General features: G+C 69.0%; 13 protein-coding genes. 12 read left to right on the top strand and 1 reads right to left on the bottom strand.

Annotation, left to right across the window (positions count from 1 at the left end; all coding sequences use genetic code 11):
* Positions 1-55: 55 nt before the first annotated feature.
* The gene (gene mobF, locus GA707_RS14850) at positions 56-3,583 is read right to left on the bottom strand and encodes a MobF family relaxase (RefSeq protein WP_370460046.1); all 3,528 of its coding nucleotides are present in this window, start codon (positions 3,581-3,583) and stop codon (positions 56-58) included.
* A gap of 265 nt (positions 3,584-3,848) precedes the next feature.
* On the opposite strand from mobF, the gene GA707_RS14845 reads away from it, so the two are divergent.
* The 12 genes from GA707_RS14845 to GA707_RS14790 all read left to right on the top strand — a co-directional run bounded on the left by GA707_RS14845 (position 3,849) and on the right by GA707_RS14790 (position 14,861).
* A complete protein-coding gene (locus GA707_RS14845; RefSeq protein ID WP_152179235.1) occupies positions 3,849-4,577 on the top strand; it encodes a hypothetical protein in 729 nt (242 codons plus the stop codon).
* 248 nt (positions 4,578-4,825) lie between these two features.
* Positions 4,826-5,521 carry a hypothetical protein gene (locus GA707_RS14840; protein ID WP_226963825.1) on the top strand — a complete coding sequence of 232 codons (696 nt, stop codon included), beginning with the start codon at positions 4,826-4,828 and terminating at the stop codon, positions 5,519-5,521.
* A 24-nt stretch (positions 5,522-5,545) separates the two neighbouring features.
* Positions 5,546-6,217, top strand: a complete 672-nt coding sequence (locus GA707_RS14835) for an SAF domain-containing protein (protein WP_226963824.1) — start codon at positions 5,546-5,548, stop codon at positions 6,215-6,217.
* On the top strand, positions 6,217-6,984 hold the full coding sequence (locus GA707_RS14830; protein WP_152179233.1) for a hypothetical protein: 768 nt from the start codon (positions 6,217-6,219) through the stop codon (positions 6,982-6,984). The genes GA707_RS14835 and GA707_RS14830 overlap by 1 nt, the downstream gene beginning before the upstream one ends.
* A gap of 158 nt (positions 6,985-7,142) precedes the next feature.
* Complete coding sequence (locus tag GA707_RS14825) at positions 7,143-8,471, top strand: CpaF family protein (protein ID WP_226963823.1); 1,329 nt, start codon at positions 7,143-7,145, stop codon at positions 8,469-8,471.
* A complete protein-coding gene (locus tag GA707_RS14820) occupies positions 8,468-9,328 on the top strand; it encodes a type II secretion system F family protein (RefSeq protein ID WP_152179231.1) in 861 nt (286 codons plus the stop codon). Before GA707_RS14825 ends, GA707_RS14820 begins: the two co-directional genes overlap by 4 nt.
* Positions 9,325-10,230 (top strand): type II secretion system F family protein, encoded by a 906-nt coding sequence (locus GA707_RS14815; protein WP_152179230.1) that lies wholly within the window; start codon positions 9,325-9,327, stop codon positions 10,228-10,230. The genes GA707_RS14820 and GA707_RS14815 overlap by 4 nt, the downstream gene beginning before the upstream one ends.
* A gap of 46 nt (positions 10,231-10,276) precedes the next feature.
* On the top strand, positions 10,277-10,465 hold the full coding sequence (locus GA707_RS14810) for a hypothetical protein (RefSeq protein WP_152179229.1): 189 nt from the start codon (positions 10,277-10,279) through the stop codon (positions 10,463-10,465).
* Positions 10,466-10,502: 37 nt separating this feature from the next.
* Complete coding sequence (locus GA707_RS14805) at positions 10,503-10,844, top strand: TadE/TadG family type IV pilus assembly protein (RefSeq protein WP_370460045.1); 342 nt, start codon at positions 10,503-10,505, stop codon at positions 10,842-10,844.
* Positions 10,841-11,278: a TadE/TadG family type IV pilus assembly protein gene (locus GA707_RS14800; protein ID WP_226963822.1), complete on the top strand. Its 438-nt coding sequence runs from the start codon at positions 10,841-10,843 to the stop codon at positions 11,276-11,278. The genes GA707_RS14805 and GA707_RS14800 overlap by 4 nt, the downstream gene beginning before the upstream one ends.
* A complete protein-coding gene (locus GA707_RS14795) occupies positions 11,275-11,700 on the top strand; it encodes a pilus assembly protein TadG-related protein (RefSeq protein ID WP_152179227.1) in 426 nt (141 codons plus the stop codon). Before GA707_RS14800 ends, GA707_RS14795 begins: the two co-directional genes overlap by 4 nt.
* Entirely contained in the window at positions 11,697-14,861 is a 3,165-nt protein-coding gene (locus tag GA707_RS14790; protein WP_152179226.1) for a LysM peptidoglycan-binding domain-containing protein, read from the top strand. Before GA707_RS14795 ends, GA707_RS14790 begins: the two co-directional genes overlap by 4 nt.
* Positions 14,862-15,320 lie beyond the last annotated feature (459 nt).

The raw sequence follows: 15,320 nt of genomic DNA, 5'->3' as shown, positions 1-15,320 counted from the left end.
GGACGACCGGACCGATCCTGGTGGACAACTCGCCCGGAGTGGCCGCGGTGGAGCGCTACCCGAGCACCCGGAGCGTCGGTCCGAGTGTTCGGCGTTGCCCGTCCTGGGAGTCCGTGGCGTCGGTGATGGCTCGGGCCCGGCGGATTGCCTGTTCGGCTCGTGCGGCCTCGAGCTTCTGCGCCTCGGTGAGTGGCTCCCCCAGCGCGTAACGTGCATCGATCCGGTAGCGGTCGCGGTAGGCAGCAACGATCCTGACTTCGTGGAGCCATCGACTCCGGTCCGGGTCGGTCGCGGGGGTCCGGCCAAGACGCTTCAACCAGGGGGCGTTGGCTTGGGCGACTTGTTCGGCGAGTGTGATCGCTCGCGCCTCCATCAGGCCGGCGCGTTCGGTCAGGGCGGCGGCCATCTCATCGCTCATGGGGCCGTCGGCGACGGGGATGAGGCCGGCGAGAAGCTTTGGCTCACGATGGCGGCGGCTCGGCCTTGCGTGGGTTGCTTTCTGGAGCCGGCTGATGAGTACGGCGCCGATGTCTTGAGCACTGTCGAGCGAGCGCCGAGCGACCAAGACTGGCAGGAGCTGGCCGACGTCGTGGTGATTCGCCTCGGCCCGCCGCAGTTCGGCGGTGAGCGGGCCGAAGGAGTCAGAGGCGAGCACCTGCTCGACCTCGACCTCGCTCAGGCCGCAGTGTTCGATCAGGTCGATCCAGCGGTCGCGTTGAGCGACGGCTGCGATGGTTTCGTACTCCGCCGCGATCTGGGCGATGGAGGAGTACCGGTCCTGCTCTGCGGTGATCATCTGGTGCGCGGACAGCTCGGCGCCGGTGTGCTGGAGCACCCCGTAGAGCACGGTGTGGGCGTTGACGTCGTCCGGCTCTGGTGGGGTGTGACCGTCATCAGGGGTGTCGAGGGCGACGTAGGCGGTGTTCGACTCCCGCCCTCTGGTCATGGACACGTAGAAGTTCTCCCGGGTCGTGCCCCGTGAGACGACGACGTGTGAGGTGTCGACGGTGATGCCTTGGGCGCGGTGGGCGGTGACGGCGTAGCCGAGGTCGACGTGCTCGGCGACATACGCCGCGGGCAGGATGACCGACCCGCCGACGTCAACCCCGGTGCGTTGGACCTGCATGGACCCGTCCTCGTGAACCTGGGTGACGGTCCAGCGCTCCCCGTTGCGGACCCAGCCGGCACGGAGGGTTCGCAGTCGGCGGTCGTTGCGGCGGGTGATGATGAGGTCGCCCTCGGAGGCCTGGGTGCCGTCGGCGAGGCTGACCTCGATGTCACCGACCGGGTCGGCGATGATGCGATCGGCGCGGGCGCGACGGTTGAGGTAATGGACCGTCTCGCTCGCCTCGGCGACCAGGATCGAGGAGCGCCCGCCCTGGACGTCGGCGGCCCAGGCGAGGTAGGCGGCGTCCATCATCTCGTCGGTGCTGCCTTCGCGGACTCGGTCCTTGGCGAGGTAGGTGCCGATGACCTCGGTGCGCCCGAACCGCAGGCTCAGCGATGCGGTCTTCTCCCACTCGTGGGTGAAGCGATGGACCTCGCTCAGCTCGGGGGTGTCGGGGCGGGCGCTGGCCAGCAGGGTGAACGCCCCTCCTGCGTCGACAGACTGCAGCTGTGCCCAGTCGCCGACCAGCAGCACCTTCGCGCCCGCCTCGGCGGCCAGTGCGGTGAGTCGGTCCAGGGTGAGGGTGCCGGCCAGGGTGGCTTCGTCGATGATGACGAGCTGACCGGCGCGGAACTGCGCCCGTCGTCGGTCGTACTCGTGTAGCCACTTGGCGGTGTTCTCGCACCCGATACCCAAGTCTTCGGCGAGCACCTGCGCCGCGACCGCGCTCGGGGCGAGACCGACGACGCTGTCCTTCCCATGGGTGCTCGTCCAGGCGGTCTTCAGGGCGTGCATCGCGGTGGTCTTGCCGGCACCTGCCGGGCCGATGAGCAGGTCGACCTGCCGCCCGGAGACGGCGATGCGTGCCAGCGTGTCGGCTTGCTCGGCACTGAGTAGGTGCTCCTTGGTGGTCGCCTGCTCGATCACTGCCAGGCTCACATCAGGGGCGGTGAGGTCGCGTGAGCGGGCGAGCAGGCGGTCCTCGGCGTCGAGCAGCATCGTCGAGGTGAACACCACTGAATGCCGAGGGCGGAACGTGGTGGTGCCGTCCGGGCGGCGAAACACCTCCGGGCTGGTCGCCAGCTCCGGCGGGGTCAGGGTGAGTGATCGCTGCTTGGCCGCGTTGACGATCGTGGCGGTAACGGCCTCGCGGTCCTCGATGCTGGCGAAACGCCAGCCCATCGTCTGGCGGGATGCCTCGGCCCAGAGGTTCCAGTGCCGCCAGGTCGAGCGCTTCTCCCCCACCGCTTCCACGACCGAGGCCCCGACCTCGCCGATCACATCGAGGGGTATGTCGTCGGCCCGCAGGGTGGGACGGGCGACGGGACGGGCGGTCACCACTCGTGCCCACTCAAGCGCGCCCGTCCCCAAGACCGAGCCGGCCCGGGCACGCCAGTCCTCGCTCAGCTGCGCGAAGGGGCGGATGACCTTCTCGGGACGGGTCGCCAGCGTAGCCCGGGCCCGCAGCTCGATGACCTTGGTGCGGGAGGGGCGCTGCCCGTGCGTGGCGGCGTACTGGTCGATGAGTCGGTCCTTCTCGGCGTCGATGTGGCGCGAGCGGCTGGAGAACTCCCGCACCAGCAGCTCGGGGACAGCCGCGAGCTCCCACGCAGGGTTTCGGTCCTCACCGCGGTCGCGCTGCTCCCACTCGATCCCGAACAGCCGGGTGATCCGGTCGGCGAGCACGGCGTTGTAGTGCTCGGAGATCGCGACGACAGCGGCGTGCATCGGGCGCCCGTCCAGACTGCGCCATCGCCCGTCATCGACGGTCTTGACCTTGTTAGAGATCACCACATGCGTGTGCAGCTGCGGGTCACCGAGGCGGGAGTCCCAGTGGTCGTAGGCGGTGGCCGCGACTCCGACGATGTCGGCCTGGGCGACCGCGCCGTCCCCAGCATTCACTCCCCTGCGGGTGGTGGCGACCTCGTGCTCCATGAACTCGAGCACCTCCGCGACTGCCTGGTGATGTGCCTCGACGATCAGTGCCTGGGTGCCGATATCGGCGATCCCCCACAGCGCCGAGAGCGACTTCGGGACGCTGAAGGTGAAGTCGTAGCCGGCGACCGCGCGTCGCGTGCCGGCGGCGACCTCCTCGGCCGCGATCGTCGCGGCGGCCTGATGACGCTGCTCGGGCGTCAGGTCGGCCGGGAGGTCGGCGACCCTGGCGGCGATCCTGACCTTCAACCGGTCGTATGCGGGGAACGCCCGCCCCAGCGGCTCCCCGGTCACCGGATCGTGTCCTGTGCCCAGAAGCAACTGCAGTTGCTCGGCGGTAACGATGTCACCCCGTTTGATGTCCCCGTTACCGAACGCATGCATACCTGAGCCGAGCCAGCGGCCGAGCGGGTTCCCCGCTTCGGTGAAGTACCCGACCATCGGGTTGGGGTCCCTCCGGTCGCGGTCCCCGGTGACGACTCCCTTGAGCAGATACCGATAGCCGTCCCCGGCAGACATCACGCGCATCGATACGGTCACCGTCGCATACCTCCTTGGCGTGAAGGTGCACTGGAGGGGTCCACAGGCCCCGTTTCGGTCGGTTCGTCCACAGCCAGCCGGGCACGGAGCCCCCCTCGATCTGCAAGACGTGTATCCCATTTCTGAGAGGTGGTTCGCGGAGGACGGGCGCAGGCTGACGATCGGCGCGGGACACCTGCACTGTGAAAGGCGAAATCTCGACTGCCGAGGCAGAAGGAAATGACATGGACATTCGTCGAGCTCAGAACGCTAGGCGTGTCGTACGATGCTCGGACGGCGGCCTCGCCATTGGTCGGCAGGACGTCGGTTTGAGCTCAACACCAGACATGGTGATGAGCGAAGGTTCCTCATCATGACGCGCACACGACTGGCAGGGAGTGTCGCGACGGCAGCACTGATTGTCGCCGCGGTGACGTCGTGCGCCAGCGACGGCCCTGCTCCCGTCCCTAGCCCCACCACCAGCGCTGCGCCCACTCTCACCTCCCCGGCGCCACCCACCACCAGCACCGCCACTGCGACGCCGCCTACTGACAGCGAGATCGCCGCCAACGCAGCGTCTGCCGTACTGCGAGAGTTCTACGACGTCCGCAGCCAACTGCGCCAGGACTCCAGCAGGTCGCTGACCCTTCTCGAGGATGTCGCGATCAGCACCGAACTGACCGCTCAGAGGAACCTGTTCGAGAGGGAACGGGAACAAGGGCTGCGTCAGATCGGCGAGACAAAGATCGTCGAGCTGGAAGTCACGTCGGTCAACCTCGACAACTCAGACCCCTCCGCCGGCAAAGTCCCCACAGTCCAGATCGAGTTGTGCTTCGACGTCAGCGGCGTTGACGTCGTCGACCAGGACGGGAAGTCGGCCATCAGCCCTGACCGACCGGACACCGGTTGGATTCAATTCCAGGTGGCGAACTACGAGTGGGACACCAACCCGGAGGATGCGTGGCGCGTGGCCTCAAGCCAGGACATCGAGCGGACGCCATGCGCCACCTCGTAGTTCGACTCGTTGTCTTCACTCTGACCTTGGGCGGTTTCCTGGTCTTTGTCCCTTCGGCAAGCCATGCCGAGCCGGTCTGTCAAGTCACCGATCCAGAGACAGGGATCTGCCTCATCACGGTTGAGGTGCCGGGTACCCCTCCCAATGCCGGAGGTGGTGGTGACGACGGCCCGCAGGACACGGGGTCCGGCGTCGCCTGTTTCTGGGACGGCCCGGCGCGTGGCATCGCGAACCCGCCGTCTGGACCGGTGCCGTGCAGCAACGAGCGTGGGTACTGGTCGAATCAGCACCAGTGCTATGTCGCACTCGCGAATCCTCAGCCTCCTCCAGGGGACGCCTTCTGGGAGGGCGAATACGCGGACTACGGCGCGGTGTACACCTGCTATCAACCGCAGACCGGCCAACTGGTTCTCATCTGGGCGCCCGACCCGCCACCGAACTCCGGCGCGGGACCGACGCCACGCGAGGTCGCTGAGATGGCGGTCGAGCAGATGAACCTGCGGGCGATCGATATCGGCATCACCCCTGAGCCGGGCGAAGGCAGCGTCGGGATCGTGGGGATGCCGGTCTGGATGTGGGCGGCCAACGCCGACAGTCACACAGTGGGACCGATCACGGCGTCGGCCAGCGCCGGCGGGATCACGGTCACGGCCACCGCCGAGGTCCTTCGAATCACTTGGGACATGGGCGACGGCACGGTGGTCCAGTGCGCCACTGCCGGCACGCCCTACACGGCGGCGTACGGCAAGTCGAAGTCGCCCGACTGCGGGCACGTGTACGAGAGGTCGAGCTCGACGAAACCGGGCGCCAAGTACACGGTCAGTGCCACGTCGAGCTGGGTCGTCACGTGGGCGGGGGCTGGGCAGACCGGGACGATCCGGATGGACGGTCTCACACGATCGGTCGCGATCGCGGTCGGGGAAGCGCAGGTGCTCGTGCAGTAACGGGCCAGCGGAAGGGCAGGGATGATGAGCAGCACAGCCACTCGGGTCGAGGGGACGATCAACCAGGATGGTTCGGGCGCGTCCACGCTCGTTCCTCCGCCCAGGCTGCGGCGCAGGCCGGCGCTGGTGGTCGCCGCGATCGGCGCCATCTGTGTCGGCGCTCTGCTGGCCGGCTGGGCGTGGACCGCCACGACCACGACCCAGGAGGTGCTCGTCGCGCGGACCACCATCGAGCGCGGCGAGGTGATCGGTGCCGAGGACCTGGCCCGGCTGCGGGTTAGCGCCGACCCGGCCCTGACACCGGTCTCTTCCGCTGAACTCGACCAGGTCGTCGGGCAACGGGCCGCGTTGGACATCGCGGCGGGCGGTTTGCTGACGCCCAACTCGTTAACCACCGAGGTGGTGCCCAACGAGGGGCAGTCGGTGGTCGGTATCGCGCTGACCCCGGAGCGGGCTCCAGGGCTCGAGCTCCAGTACGGCGACCGGGTGCGTGTTGTCGTCACCCCTGCTCAGGGTGAAACCCTCCCGGCTGGCACGCCGCTGTCCAGCGAGGCCACGGTGGTCGGCGTCCACACCTCTACACAGAGCGGGCAGACCGTTGTCGACCTGCTTGTGCCGAGAGTGGACGCCGCGGTGCTCGCCACCCGGATCGCGACCGGCAACATCACCCTCGTCCTGGACTCGAGGGAGCGCTGATGGCAGTCCTGGCCCTCGCTTCGGCATCCGGCTCGCCCGGGGTGACCACCACAGCACTTGGACTGGCGCTGCTGTGGCCACGTCCGGTGCTGCTCGTCGAGGCCGACCCCACCGGTGGCTCGAACCTGCTCGCCGGCTACTTCCGCGGGACGCGGGAGTACGAGGCAGGGCTGATCGAGCTGGCACTGACCGCAAGCGACCTCGAGGATGCGCTCGCCGACGTGGCACGTCCGATCGAGGGCACCACCGTCTCCTTCGTCGCCGGGATCCGTTCCCACACCCAAGCCCGGGCGGTGCGCGATCTGTGGGCTCCCCTGGCGCAGACTCTGGCCGACTTGGAGAGCACCGGGCAGGACGTCATCGTTGATGCGGGTCGACTGGGTATGCACGGCTCACCAGAACCTCTCCTCGAGGCGGCCGACCTGGCGCTGCTCCTCAGCCGCACCACGCTGCCCAACCTCTCGGCACTGCGCTCCTGGGCCGAGACGTTCCGACGCGGCCCTGGGGACTGGCACCAGTCATCGGTCATCCTCGTCGGCGAGGGACAGCCCTACACCGCCCGTGAAGTCTCCGGGGTCGTGAACCTGCCCGTGCTGGCGTCCCTGCCCGACGACCCCGACTCGGCTGCGGTGTTCTCCCGTGGAGCCGCTCCGCCCAAGCGTTTTCAGACCAGACCCTTGGCGCGGGCGCTGACCTCGGCCATCGCCGCGATCCACTCCACGATCGCTGGCCGTCGCACCGAGCTGCTCGAAGGAACCCCGTCATGACAACCCGAGTCTCTGAAGACCACCCGGGCGCGCTCCCCCAACTCCCCCTCTTCGCCCAGCCCGCGCCACCGACGAAGGATGGGCGCGACGTCCCCGGTGACCCGCTCTTAGGGGCGGGGCGCCCCCTGAGTGAGAGCGCCGCACCGAACGGCGCTAGCGTGGATTGGCCCCTGGTGGCTGCTCTGCGCGCCCAGGCTTCGGACCAGCTGAGCCAGGCAGTCGCCGCCGACCGGGCCCGGCTGGACCGGATCGCGCAGGAGGAGCTGGGCCGAACGGTCGTGCTCGACCTGATCGAGACCACCGTCGCGGACCGCGTCAACGCCGGCCTGCCCACGCTGTCCGGCCCGGAGCAGGATGCGCTGGCTCGGGCCGTCTTCGACTCCCTGTTCCGGCTGGGACGTCTCCAGCCGCTGGTCGATGACGACCGGGTGGAGAACATCATCATCACCGGCCACGACAACGTCCTGCTCGAGCTCACTGACGGCTCCCTCGTCGACGGGCCCCCGGTTGCCGACTCCGACGAGGAGCTGATCGACTTCCTCGTCTTCCTCGCCTCACGCTCGGAGGTCAACGCTCGCGGGTTCTCTGCGGCCCAACCCAGGCTGCACCTGCGCCTCGACGGCGGGTCCCGGCTGGCGGCTGCCGCCTGGGTCACGCCGCGCCCGTCCGTGGTGATCCGTCGTCACAGGCTGATGGAGATCACCCTCGATGACCTGGTGGCCCGCCAGATGCTCTCACCGGTCGCGGCCTCCTTCCTGCGTGCGGCGGTGCGGGCCCGCAAAAGCATCGTCGTCTCGGGCTCTCAGGGAGCCGGCAAGACCACTCTGGTGCGGGCCTTGTGCGCCGAGTTCCACCCGAAGGAGGCGCTGGGCACCTTCGAGACAGAGTACGAGCTGCACCTGCACGAGCTGCCGGACCGGCACCGGATCGTCCACCCGTGGGAGGCGCGCCCCGGCTCGGGCGAGCGCGGCCCGGACGGCCGGGCGGCTGGCGAGTTCACCCTCGACGATGCCCTCGTCGACTCCTTCCGCTTCAACCTCTCGCGCCAGATCGTCGGCGAGGTCCGAGGCAAGGAGATCTGGGCGATGATCAAAGCGATGGAGTCGGGAACCGGGTCGATCTCCACCACGCACGCCTCCGACGCCGTCGCAGCGATCCGCAAGCTGGTCACGTGCGCGATGGAGGCCGGCCCGCACGTCACCCACGCGCTAGCGACCAGCAAACTGGCTGCCACTATCGACGTGATCGTCCACTTAGACCTGCGGACCATCGACGAGGGCGGGCACACGACGCGGCTGCGCCGGGTCGCCGAGATCATCGCCCTGGACCCCGGCGAGCGTGACACCGGCTACGCCACGACCCACGTGTTCGCGCCCGGCCCTGACGGCACGGCCGTGCCCGCCGTGTTGCCGGACGCCTACCTTGACCTCGCGGCGCACGGCTTCGACGTCGCCGGCTATCTCGCGCACACCCAGGAGCGCTCATGAACGCCCTGGTCCCCGCCCTGGCCGGCGGGCTGGTCGTCGCAGGAGTGATCGGCCTGTTCGTGGGGTTGCGCCCCTCCCCCGTGGTGCAGCGCCCCTCCCGCCCACGCAGCGTGCGGAGGCTCAGCAAACAGACCCGGATCCTCATCGTCGCCGGGTGCGCCGCTGGCGTTGTCGCCTACTTCGTCACCGGGTGGGTGCTGGCGTTGGTGCTGGTGCCCGTCGCCTTCGTCGGGCTGCCCGTGCTGCTTTCCTCCTCCTCGGCCGCCGCGCGGATCGAGCGGCTGGAGGCGATGGAGGAATGGACCCGTTCTCTCTCGGGCGTGCTGACCGTCGGGGTTGGTCTTGAGCAGGCTCTGGTGGCCACGCTGCGGTCAACCCCTGCCGCGATTGCCCCCGAGGTCACCCGCCTGGTGGCTCGGCTGCGGGCCCGGTGGGTCACCGAGGACGCGCTGCGGGCCTTCGCCGATGAGCTCGACGACGCCACCGGCGACCTGGTCGCGGCGAACCTGATTCTGGGCGCCCGACGCAGGGGCGCCGGGCTGGCCAGCGTCCTCGAAGCTCTCGCCGAGTCGGTCGCGGCCGATGTGCGCGCCCGCCGTCAGGTCGAGGCGGACCGCGCCAAGCCTCGCGCCACCGCCCGGTGGGTGACGCTGATCAGCGTCGGGGTGCTGGTCGTCCTGTCGATGTCGGGAAGCTACGTCCAGCCCTACCGGAGCCCGCTCGGGCAGATCGTCCTGGTCTCGCTGCTTGCGGCCTACATTGCAACGCTCCTGTGGCTGAAGCGCATGGCGATCGGACAGGCATCGCCCAGATTCCTCACCCCGGCCCCCACCAGCGTGCGGGAGGGCGCCCGATGAGCACCGGACTGAACCTGGCTCTGCTCAGCGGCGCGCTGCTCAGCCTCGGTGTCGTCCTGCTCCTTGCCCGCTTCATCCCGGCCGAACCCGACCTGGCCGAGGCCCTGGCCCGGCTCACGCCCGGCCGCACCCGCGCAAACGCCGTCGGCCCGCTCACCTCGGCCACGGGGAAGGAGCGAATCGGGGTGTGGGCGCTCAAGGCACTGCCGCCGGCGCTGTGGATCCGGACCCCGCACCGGGAGCTGGCGCTGCTGCGGATCCCGCTGGCACGCTTCTATGGCGACAAGATCGTCATGGCGCTCATGGGGCTGCTCATCCCGCCGCTGCTGGGGTTCTTCTTCGACCAGATCGGGCTCGGGCTCCCCGTCGCTATCCCGGCCGTTGCCTCGCTCGCCCTGGCCGTGGTCATGTTCTTCCTGCCCAACTACAACGCCGTCGATGATGCTGGCAAGGCTCGTCTCGAGTTCACTCGCGCACTGGGGGCCTACATCGACCTGGTCGCCCTCGAACGTCACAACGGCTCCGGGGTGCGCCAAGCGATGGAGGCAGCCGCGCAGGTCGGCAACTCGTGGGTCTTCACCAGGCTCTCCGAAGAGCTGACCCGCTCCCGCTGGTCCGGCCAGCCGCCGTGGGATGCCCTGCACGCTCTGGCCGACGAGCTCGGGCTACCCGAGCTGGACGACTTCGCCGACATCATGCGCCTCTCCGGGGAAGAGGGCGCATCGGTCTACACCAACCTGCGTGCCCGCTCAGCCGCGATGCGCACCGCCATGCTCAACGACGAGATCAGCGAAGCCAACGCGGTCGGCGAGCGGATGACAATTCCCGGCTCCCTGCTCGGGGTCATCTTCATGGCCCTGCTGGTCGCCCCGTCCGTGCTGCGGATGTTCGGCAGCACCTGACAACCACACCATCCAAAGGGAACCGCCTCAGAAAGGAAACACTCAGATGAACCGATTGCTCGCACTCCTCCTCACCTTCTATCTCGGCCTCGACACCCGCGTGCGGGTCCGCGATGAGAAGGGCTCGGTGACCACGGAGCACGTGCTCTGGGCGGTTGCCGTCATCGCCATCGTCGGCATCGTGGTCGCGGCTGTGAGGGCCTATGTGGAAACCCAGGCCGCCAACATCCGGTAGCAGGCGGGCGGGAGAACACGGCTCGGCCTCGATCCAGATGGTCGTCCTGCTCCCTGCGCTGTTCGCGGTGATGTTCCTGGGGATGCAGGCCGCGCTCTTCTACCACGCCCGCACCGTGGCGATCGCTGCCGCCCAGCAAGGTGCGAGAGCCGCAGCGGGCGAGAACGGCAGCACCTCCGACGGAGTCTCGGCCGCGTCCGACTTCATCACCCAAGCCGGCGGAGAGGACGTGCTCGTCAACGCACGAGCGTCCGCACACCGCACCGCGACCACGGTCACCGTTGCCGTCACCGGGCACGCCCTGAGCGTCATCCCGGGCTGGACGCCAGCGATCGTCCAGTCCGCTTCGCTGCCCGTGGAGAGGTTGACGGCCCCGTGACCAGGTGCAGACGTGGTCGGATCGAGCGTGGCTCAGCCGCCGTGGAGGCCGCGATCGGGCTGCCAGCCTTCATGCTGTTCGTCGGGCTGATCATCTTCGGTGGCCGCACCGCCATCACCCACTCCGCGGTCGAGTCCGCCGCCGCCGACGCCGCCCGCACCGCCTCGATCGCCCGGTCGGCATCACAGGCGTCCCAGGGCGCCCAGAGCGCCGGCCAGGCCAGCCTGGCCAACCAAGGCATCCGGTGCCTGAGCGTGACCGTGACCGTCGACGTGTCCGACTTCGCCAAGACAGTGGGCGAACCCGGCTCGGTCACCGCCACCGTGGAGTGCCGCCTCGACCTGGCCGACCTTTCAGTGCCTGGAGTCCCCGGTAGCCGGCTCATCACGGCCACCAGCAGCTCGCCCATCGACACCTGGAGAGAACGAGGATGACGCATCCCAGCCGGGGCGAACGTGGCTCCATCACCATCTGGCTCGCCGTGACCGGCTTCATCATGATGATGCTCGTCGGCCTGGCCGTCGACCTCGGCGGGCACGTCCACGCAAAACAACGTGCCCACAACATCGCCGCCGAAGCAGCCCGCACCGGCGGAGAACGGGTACAGGCCGCACCGGCCATCATGGGCGAGCAGGTCACCCTCGACCCGCAGGCAGCACACAGCGCCGCCCAGGCATACCTGGCAGCCGCCGACGTCATCGGCAACGTCCGTATCACCGGCGGCGACACGATCACGGTCATCGTCACCGACACCTACAAGCCCAAGTTCCTGAGCATCATCGGAATCCGCGACCTGACCGTCACCAGCACCGCAACGGCGCGCGTCGTCCGCAGCCTGGGAGGGAGCGAGCAGTGACCCCACCCACCCTTCGTCAGCGACTCATGGGGCTGGCCGCCACCCTGGCCATCCTGCTGCTCCTCGCTGGAGTGCCGTTCCTGCTCGTCGCCATCGGCGCCGCCCCGTGGCACACCGACCTGGCGGAACTGCGGGCCCTGCTACTCAGTCCCGACGACGGCACCCTGGCCTTGGTCGTCATCGCCGCCGTGGCGTGGATCGCGTGGGCCTTCGTCGCCATCTGGGTCGTCCTGGAGGCCGTTGCCCAGATCCGCGGCCTGCCGGCTCCCTCGCTACCTGGTCTGCATGGGCCGCAGGCAGCGGTCGGTCGCCTCGTCGCCGTGGCAGCACTGCTGTTCATGGCCCCTCCCACGGTCGTCGCGGCATTCCCGGCCCCGCCCGCCCACGCTGTCGCGGCCGCGCCCGCCCACCACGCCCCTCCCCCGGCGGCTGCCTCTCCAGCGCCCGTCCTCCCGCAGGCCGCGCCCGCCCAGGCCACCGTGAACGCCACCTCTGAGCGGTCGAGCATCGACTACACGGTCAAGCGCGGAGACAGTCTCTGGAAGATCGCGGACCGACTCCTCGGTGACGGCACCCGATTCCCCGAGATCGTCGACCTCAACGTCTCCCTGCTGGGCGGCAGACCCGACTTCATCACCCCGGGCGTGGTCCTCAAGGTGCCCCGCGATGCTCCAGAGGCGGTACCCAATCCCGCGAGCGACGAGTACGTCGTCCAACCCGGTGACACGCTCTCCGAGATCGCCGAAGCCAGCCTCGGAGACCCGATGCGCTACCCCGAACTCTTCGACGCCACCCGCCACACGGTCCAGCCTGATGGTGCACGGCTCACCGACCCGGACCTGATCCGCCCCGGCTGGCAGATCACCATCCCCGTACAGCCCCAACCCGCAACAGCAGCGACCGAGCAGCCCGCGATTGCAGACGCGACCCCGCCCACTGCAGGGCCAACCAGCCCACCACCGACCGCCGTGACACCCCCAGCGGAGCGGACGCCGACGCCTGCTCCCACGGACGCCACTGACGAGCCGTCACCTGAGTCCGCGCCTGGCCCCAGCGTCGCCGCGGACGATGAGGCTGCAGCCGACGAGGCGGAGACAACGGCACCCGGATGGCTGCTGCCGGGGCTGAGCGGCGCAGGCGCTGTCCTGGCCGCGCTCACCCTGGCCGCGGTCCGCGCGCACCGCAACACCCAGCTTCGCTACCGCCGGCCCGGGCAGGTCATCGCCCCTCCCCCAGACGAGCTGCGAGCGGTCGAGAAGACAGCGTTCGTCTCCGGCGCTCCGCTCACCGCACCCATCGAGCAGCTGAACCGTGTCCTGAACCACCTGGCCGCAGCATGCGCCCACGCAGGACAGCCGCCGCCGGCCCTGCTCACGGCGACCCTTGCGACAGGCAGCGTGACGCTGCGCCTCGTCCACGATGGCGACCTTCCCCAGCCCTGGACCGGCAGCGGCCGAGAGTGGACGATCCGCCTCGATGAGTCCCTGCCTGACGAGCCCGGCGTGCTCCCGCCGTACCCCATGCTCGTGACCATCGGATGCGACGCAACCGGTGTGCACCTGGTGAACCTGGAGCAGCTGGGCATCGTGGCCCTGAGCGGTGACCCGGACCGGGCTCTGGGGCTGGCCCGGCATATCGCCGCCGAGCTGGCCCTCAACCCGTGGTCGACGCTCGTCGAGGTCACCGTGATCGGGTTCGGTGACGAGCTTGCCGCGCTCGACCAGGTGCGCCTGCACCACCACCGTGACGGGCACCAGATCGTGCCCTCCCTCACCCGCGACCTGACAACGTCGAAAGGGATCGGTTGGGGTGACCCGGACCCCTACCGCGTCATCCTCACAATCAGCGACGGGACGGCCGAGCTCGCGCCCCTCCTGACCACGCCCGCCCCCTGGGTTGGCGCTGCACTGCTCACCTTGTCTGCAACCGTCCCCGAGGCAACTGAGATCCATGTCGACCGCGCCGGGCAGCTGCACGCGCCGACCCTCGGGCTCGACCTCCAAGCGGCCGGGCTCACCAGCGAGGAAGCGACCGCCTGCGCCGCCATCGTCGACGTGACCCGCGAGAGCGAGCCGATCAAGACCCCGACCTTCGAGCAGCCAGCGCCCGGCTGGCGCGCCCTCGCCGACCAGGCCGGGGCGCTGCGAGAGGAACTGACCGAACCCCGTGAGGATGTGGGTCCGGCAGGCGATGGATCCCTCTTGCCCAACGCCACCGAGGACTACACCGCGACGGCCGCCACCACCGCGCAGGACATCGGGACCCTCGCCCCCGTCGTCTCCGAGCAAGTCGCCCGAACCGTGCGCGAGACCGACCCGACTCTCGACGACGACCTCGCCGACTGGCTCAACCCCACCAGCTCGCGCCCCCGGCTGACGGTGCTCGGTCCGGTCAACGCCATGGCGTTCGGCCAGCTCAAGACGGTCATCACCAAGCGCAAGCCCTACTTCGTCGAGATCCTCGCCTACCTCGCGTTGCATCCCAAGGGTGCCACCGCCAACGAGATCGCCGACGCCTTCGGCATCGCGGCATCCAGAGCCAGAACCGATATCAGCTCCCTGCGGACCTGGCTCGGCACCGACCCGCAGACCGGGCAGCCCTACCTGCCCGCCGCGAACGAAACGCCCACCTACCTCGAGACCGGCGTTAAGACCTACCAGCTGCGAGAAGTCCTGGTCGACCTCGACCTGTTCAGACGGCTGCGCGTCCGCGGCCAGGCACGCGGAGCCGAAGGCATCGACGACCTGAAGACGGCGATGTCGCTCGTCCAGGGGCCACCGTTCAGCCTGCTGCGGGAGAAGGGGTGGAGCTGGCTGCTCGACAGCGAACGCGTCCACGAGACAATCGGCTGCGCCATCGTCGACACCGCCCACCTCCTCGTCACCGACGCCCTCGCCGAAGGAGACTTGGACGTTGCCCGTCAGGTCTCCGAGGTCGCCTGCCAGGCCGCCCCCTACGACGAGGTCTGCCGTCTCGACCTCATCAAGGTCACCGAGGCCGAAGGGAACGAAGAAGCCGCCGACAAGATGCTCAACGGCGACATCTTCAACCGGACCGACGACTACCTGCCACCCATCGACCTCCCCGAGAGAACCAGCGAGATCATCGTTCAGCGGGATCGGGCCAGGAAAGGACGGCGCCCACAAGAGCGCCGAACATGATCACAGATAGGACGGTGACAGCGTGACTCTCGACTTCTGGTTGGGTGCCATGTTTGCTACAGGCGTGTGGCTGATCCTGTGGTGGGCCCGAGATCGCGCTCGGTACAAACGATCTCTCTCGCGGGATGACTAGTCGCGGCTGTCGTTGCAGGGATATAGCCGGCGGTGTGCAGCACCTCTGCGCGCGCCGAAGCTACGCTGACGTTGATGTGACCTCGCCACGTTGGGGAGGGTTCGCATAGATCCCACAGGGGACGGCAGGTCCCTCGAGAACCTGAGTGTTATGCGGCTGGAGGCTCCCGATGTCCTACAACGAGGTTCTGGCCGAGCGGATCCGGTCGGCGGTCGCCGCGGCGGCCGGTCCGGAGGGCTTTCGGGAGATCAAGATGTTCGGCGGCCTGTGCTGGACGATCAACGCCCACATGGCCGTTGGGACCGGTGACGATGATCTGATGGTCT

This window comes from Nostocoides sp. F2B08, assembly GCF_009184895.1.
Taxonomy (GTDB): domain Bacteria; phylum Actinomycetota; class Actinomycetes; order Actinomycetales; family Dermatophilaceae; genus F2B08.
This window is presented reverse-complemented; position numbering and strand designations above follow the sequence as displayed.

Bases quoted from the DNA above. Each gene is read 5' to 3' on its own strand.
- GA707_RS14845 (WP_152179235.1), top strand. From the start codon at position 3,849: ATGCTCGGACGGCGGCCTCGCCATTGGTCGGCAGGACGTCGGTTTGAG.
- GA707_RS14835 (WP_226963824.1), top strand. From the start codon at position 5,546: ATGAGCAGCACAGCCACTCGGGTCGAGGGGACGATCAACCAGGATGGT.
- GA707_RS14830 (WP_152179233.1), top strand. From the start codon at position 6,217: ATGGCAGTCCTGGCCCTCGCTTCGGCATCCGGCTCGCCCGGGGTGACC.
- GA707_RS14820 (WP_152179231.1), top strand. From the start codon at position 8,468: ATGAACGCCCTGGTCCCCGCCCTGGCCGGCGGGCTGGTCGTCGCAGGA.
- GA707_RS14815 (WP_152179230.1), top strand. From the start codon at position 9,325: ATGAGCACCGGACTGAACCTGGCTCTGCTCAGCGGCGCGCTGCTCAGC.
- GA707_RS14810 (WP_152179229.1), top strand. From the start codon at position 10,277: ATGAACCGATTGCTCGCACTCCTCCTCACCTTCTATCTCGGCCTCGAC.
- GA707_RS14805 (WP_370460045.1), top strand. From the start codon at position 10,503: ATGGTCGTCCTGCTCCCTGCGCTGTTCGCGGTGATGTTCCTGGGGATG.
- GA707_RS14795 (WP_152179227.1), top strand. From the start codon at position 11,275: ATGACGCATCCCAGCCGGGGCGAACGTGGCTCCATCACCATCTGGCTC.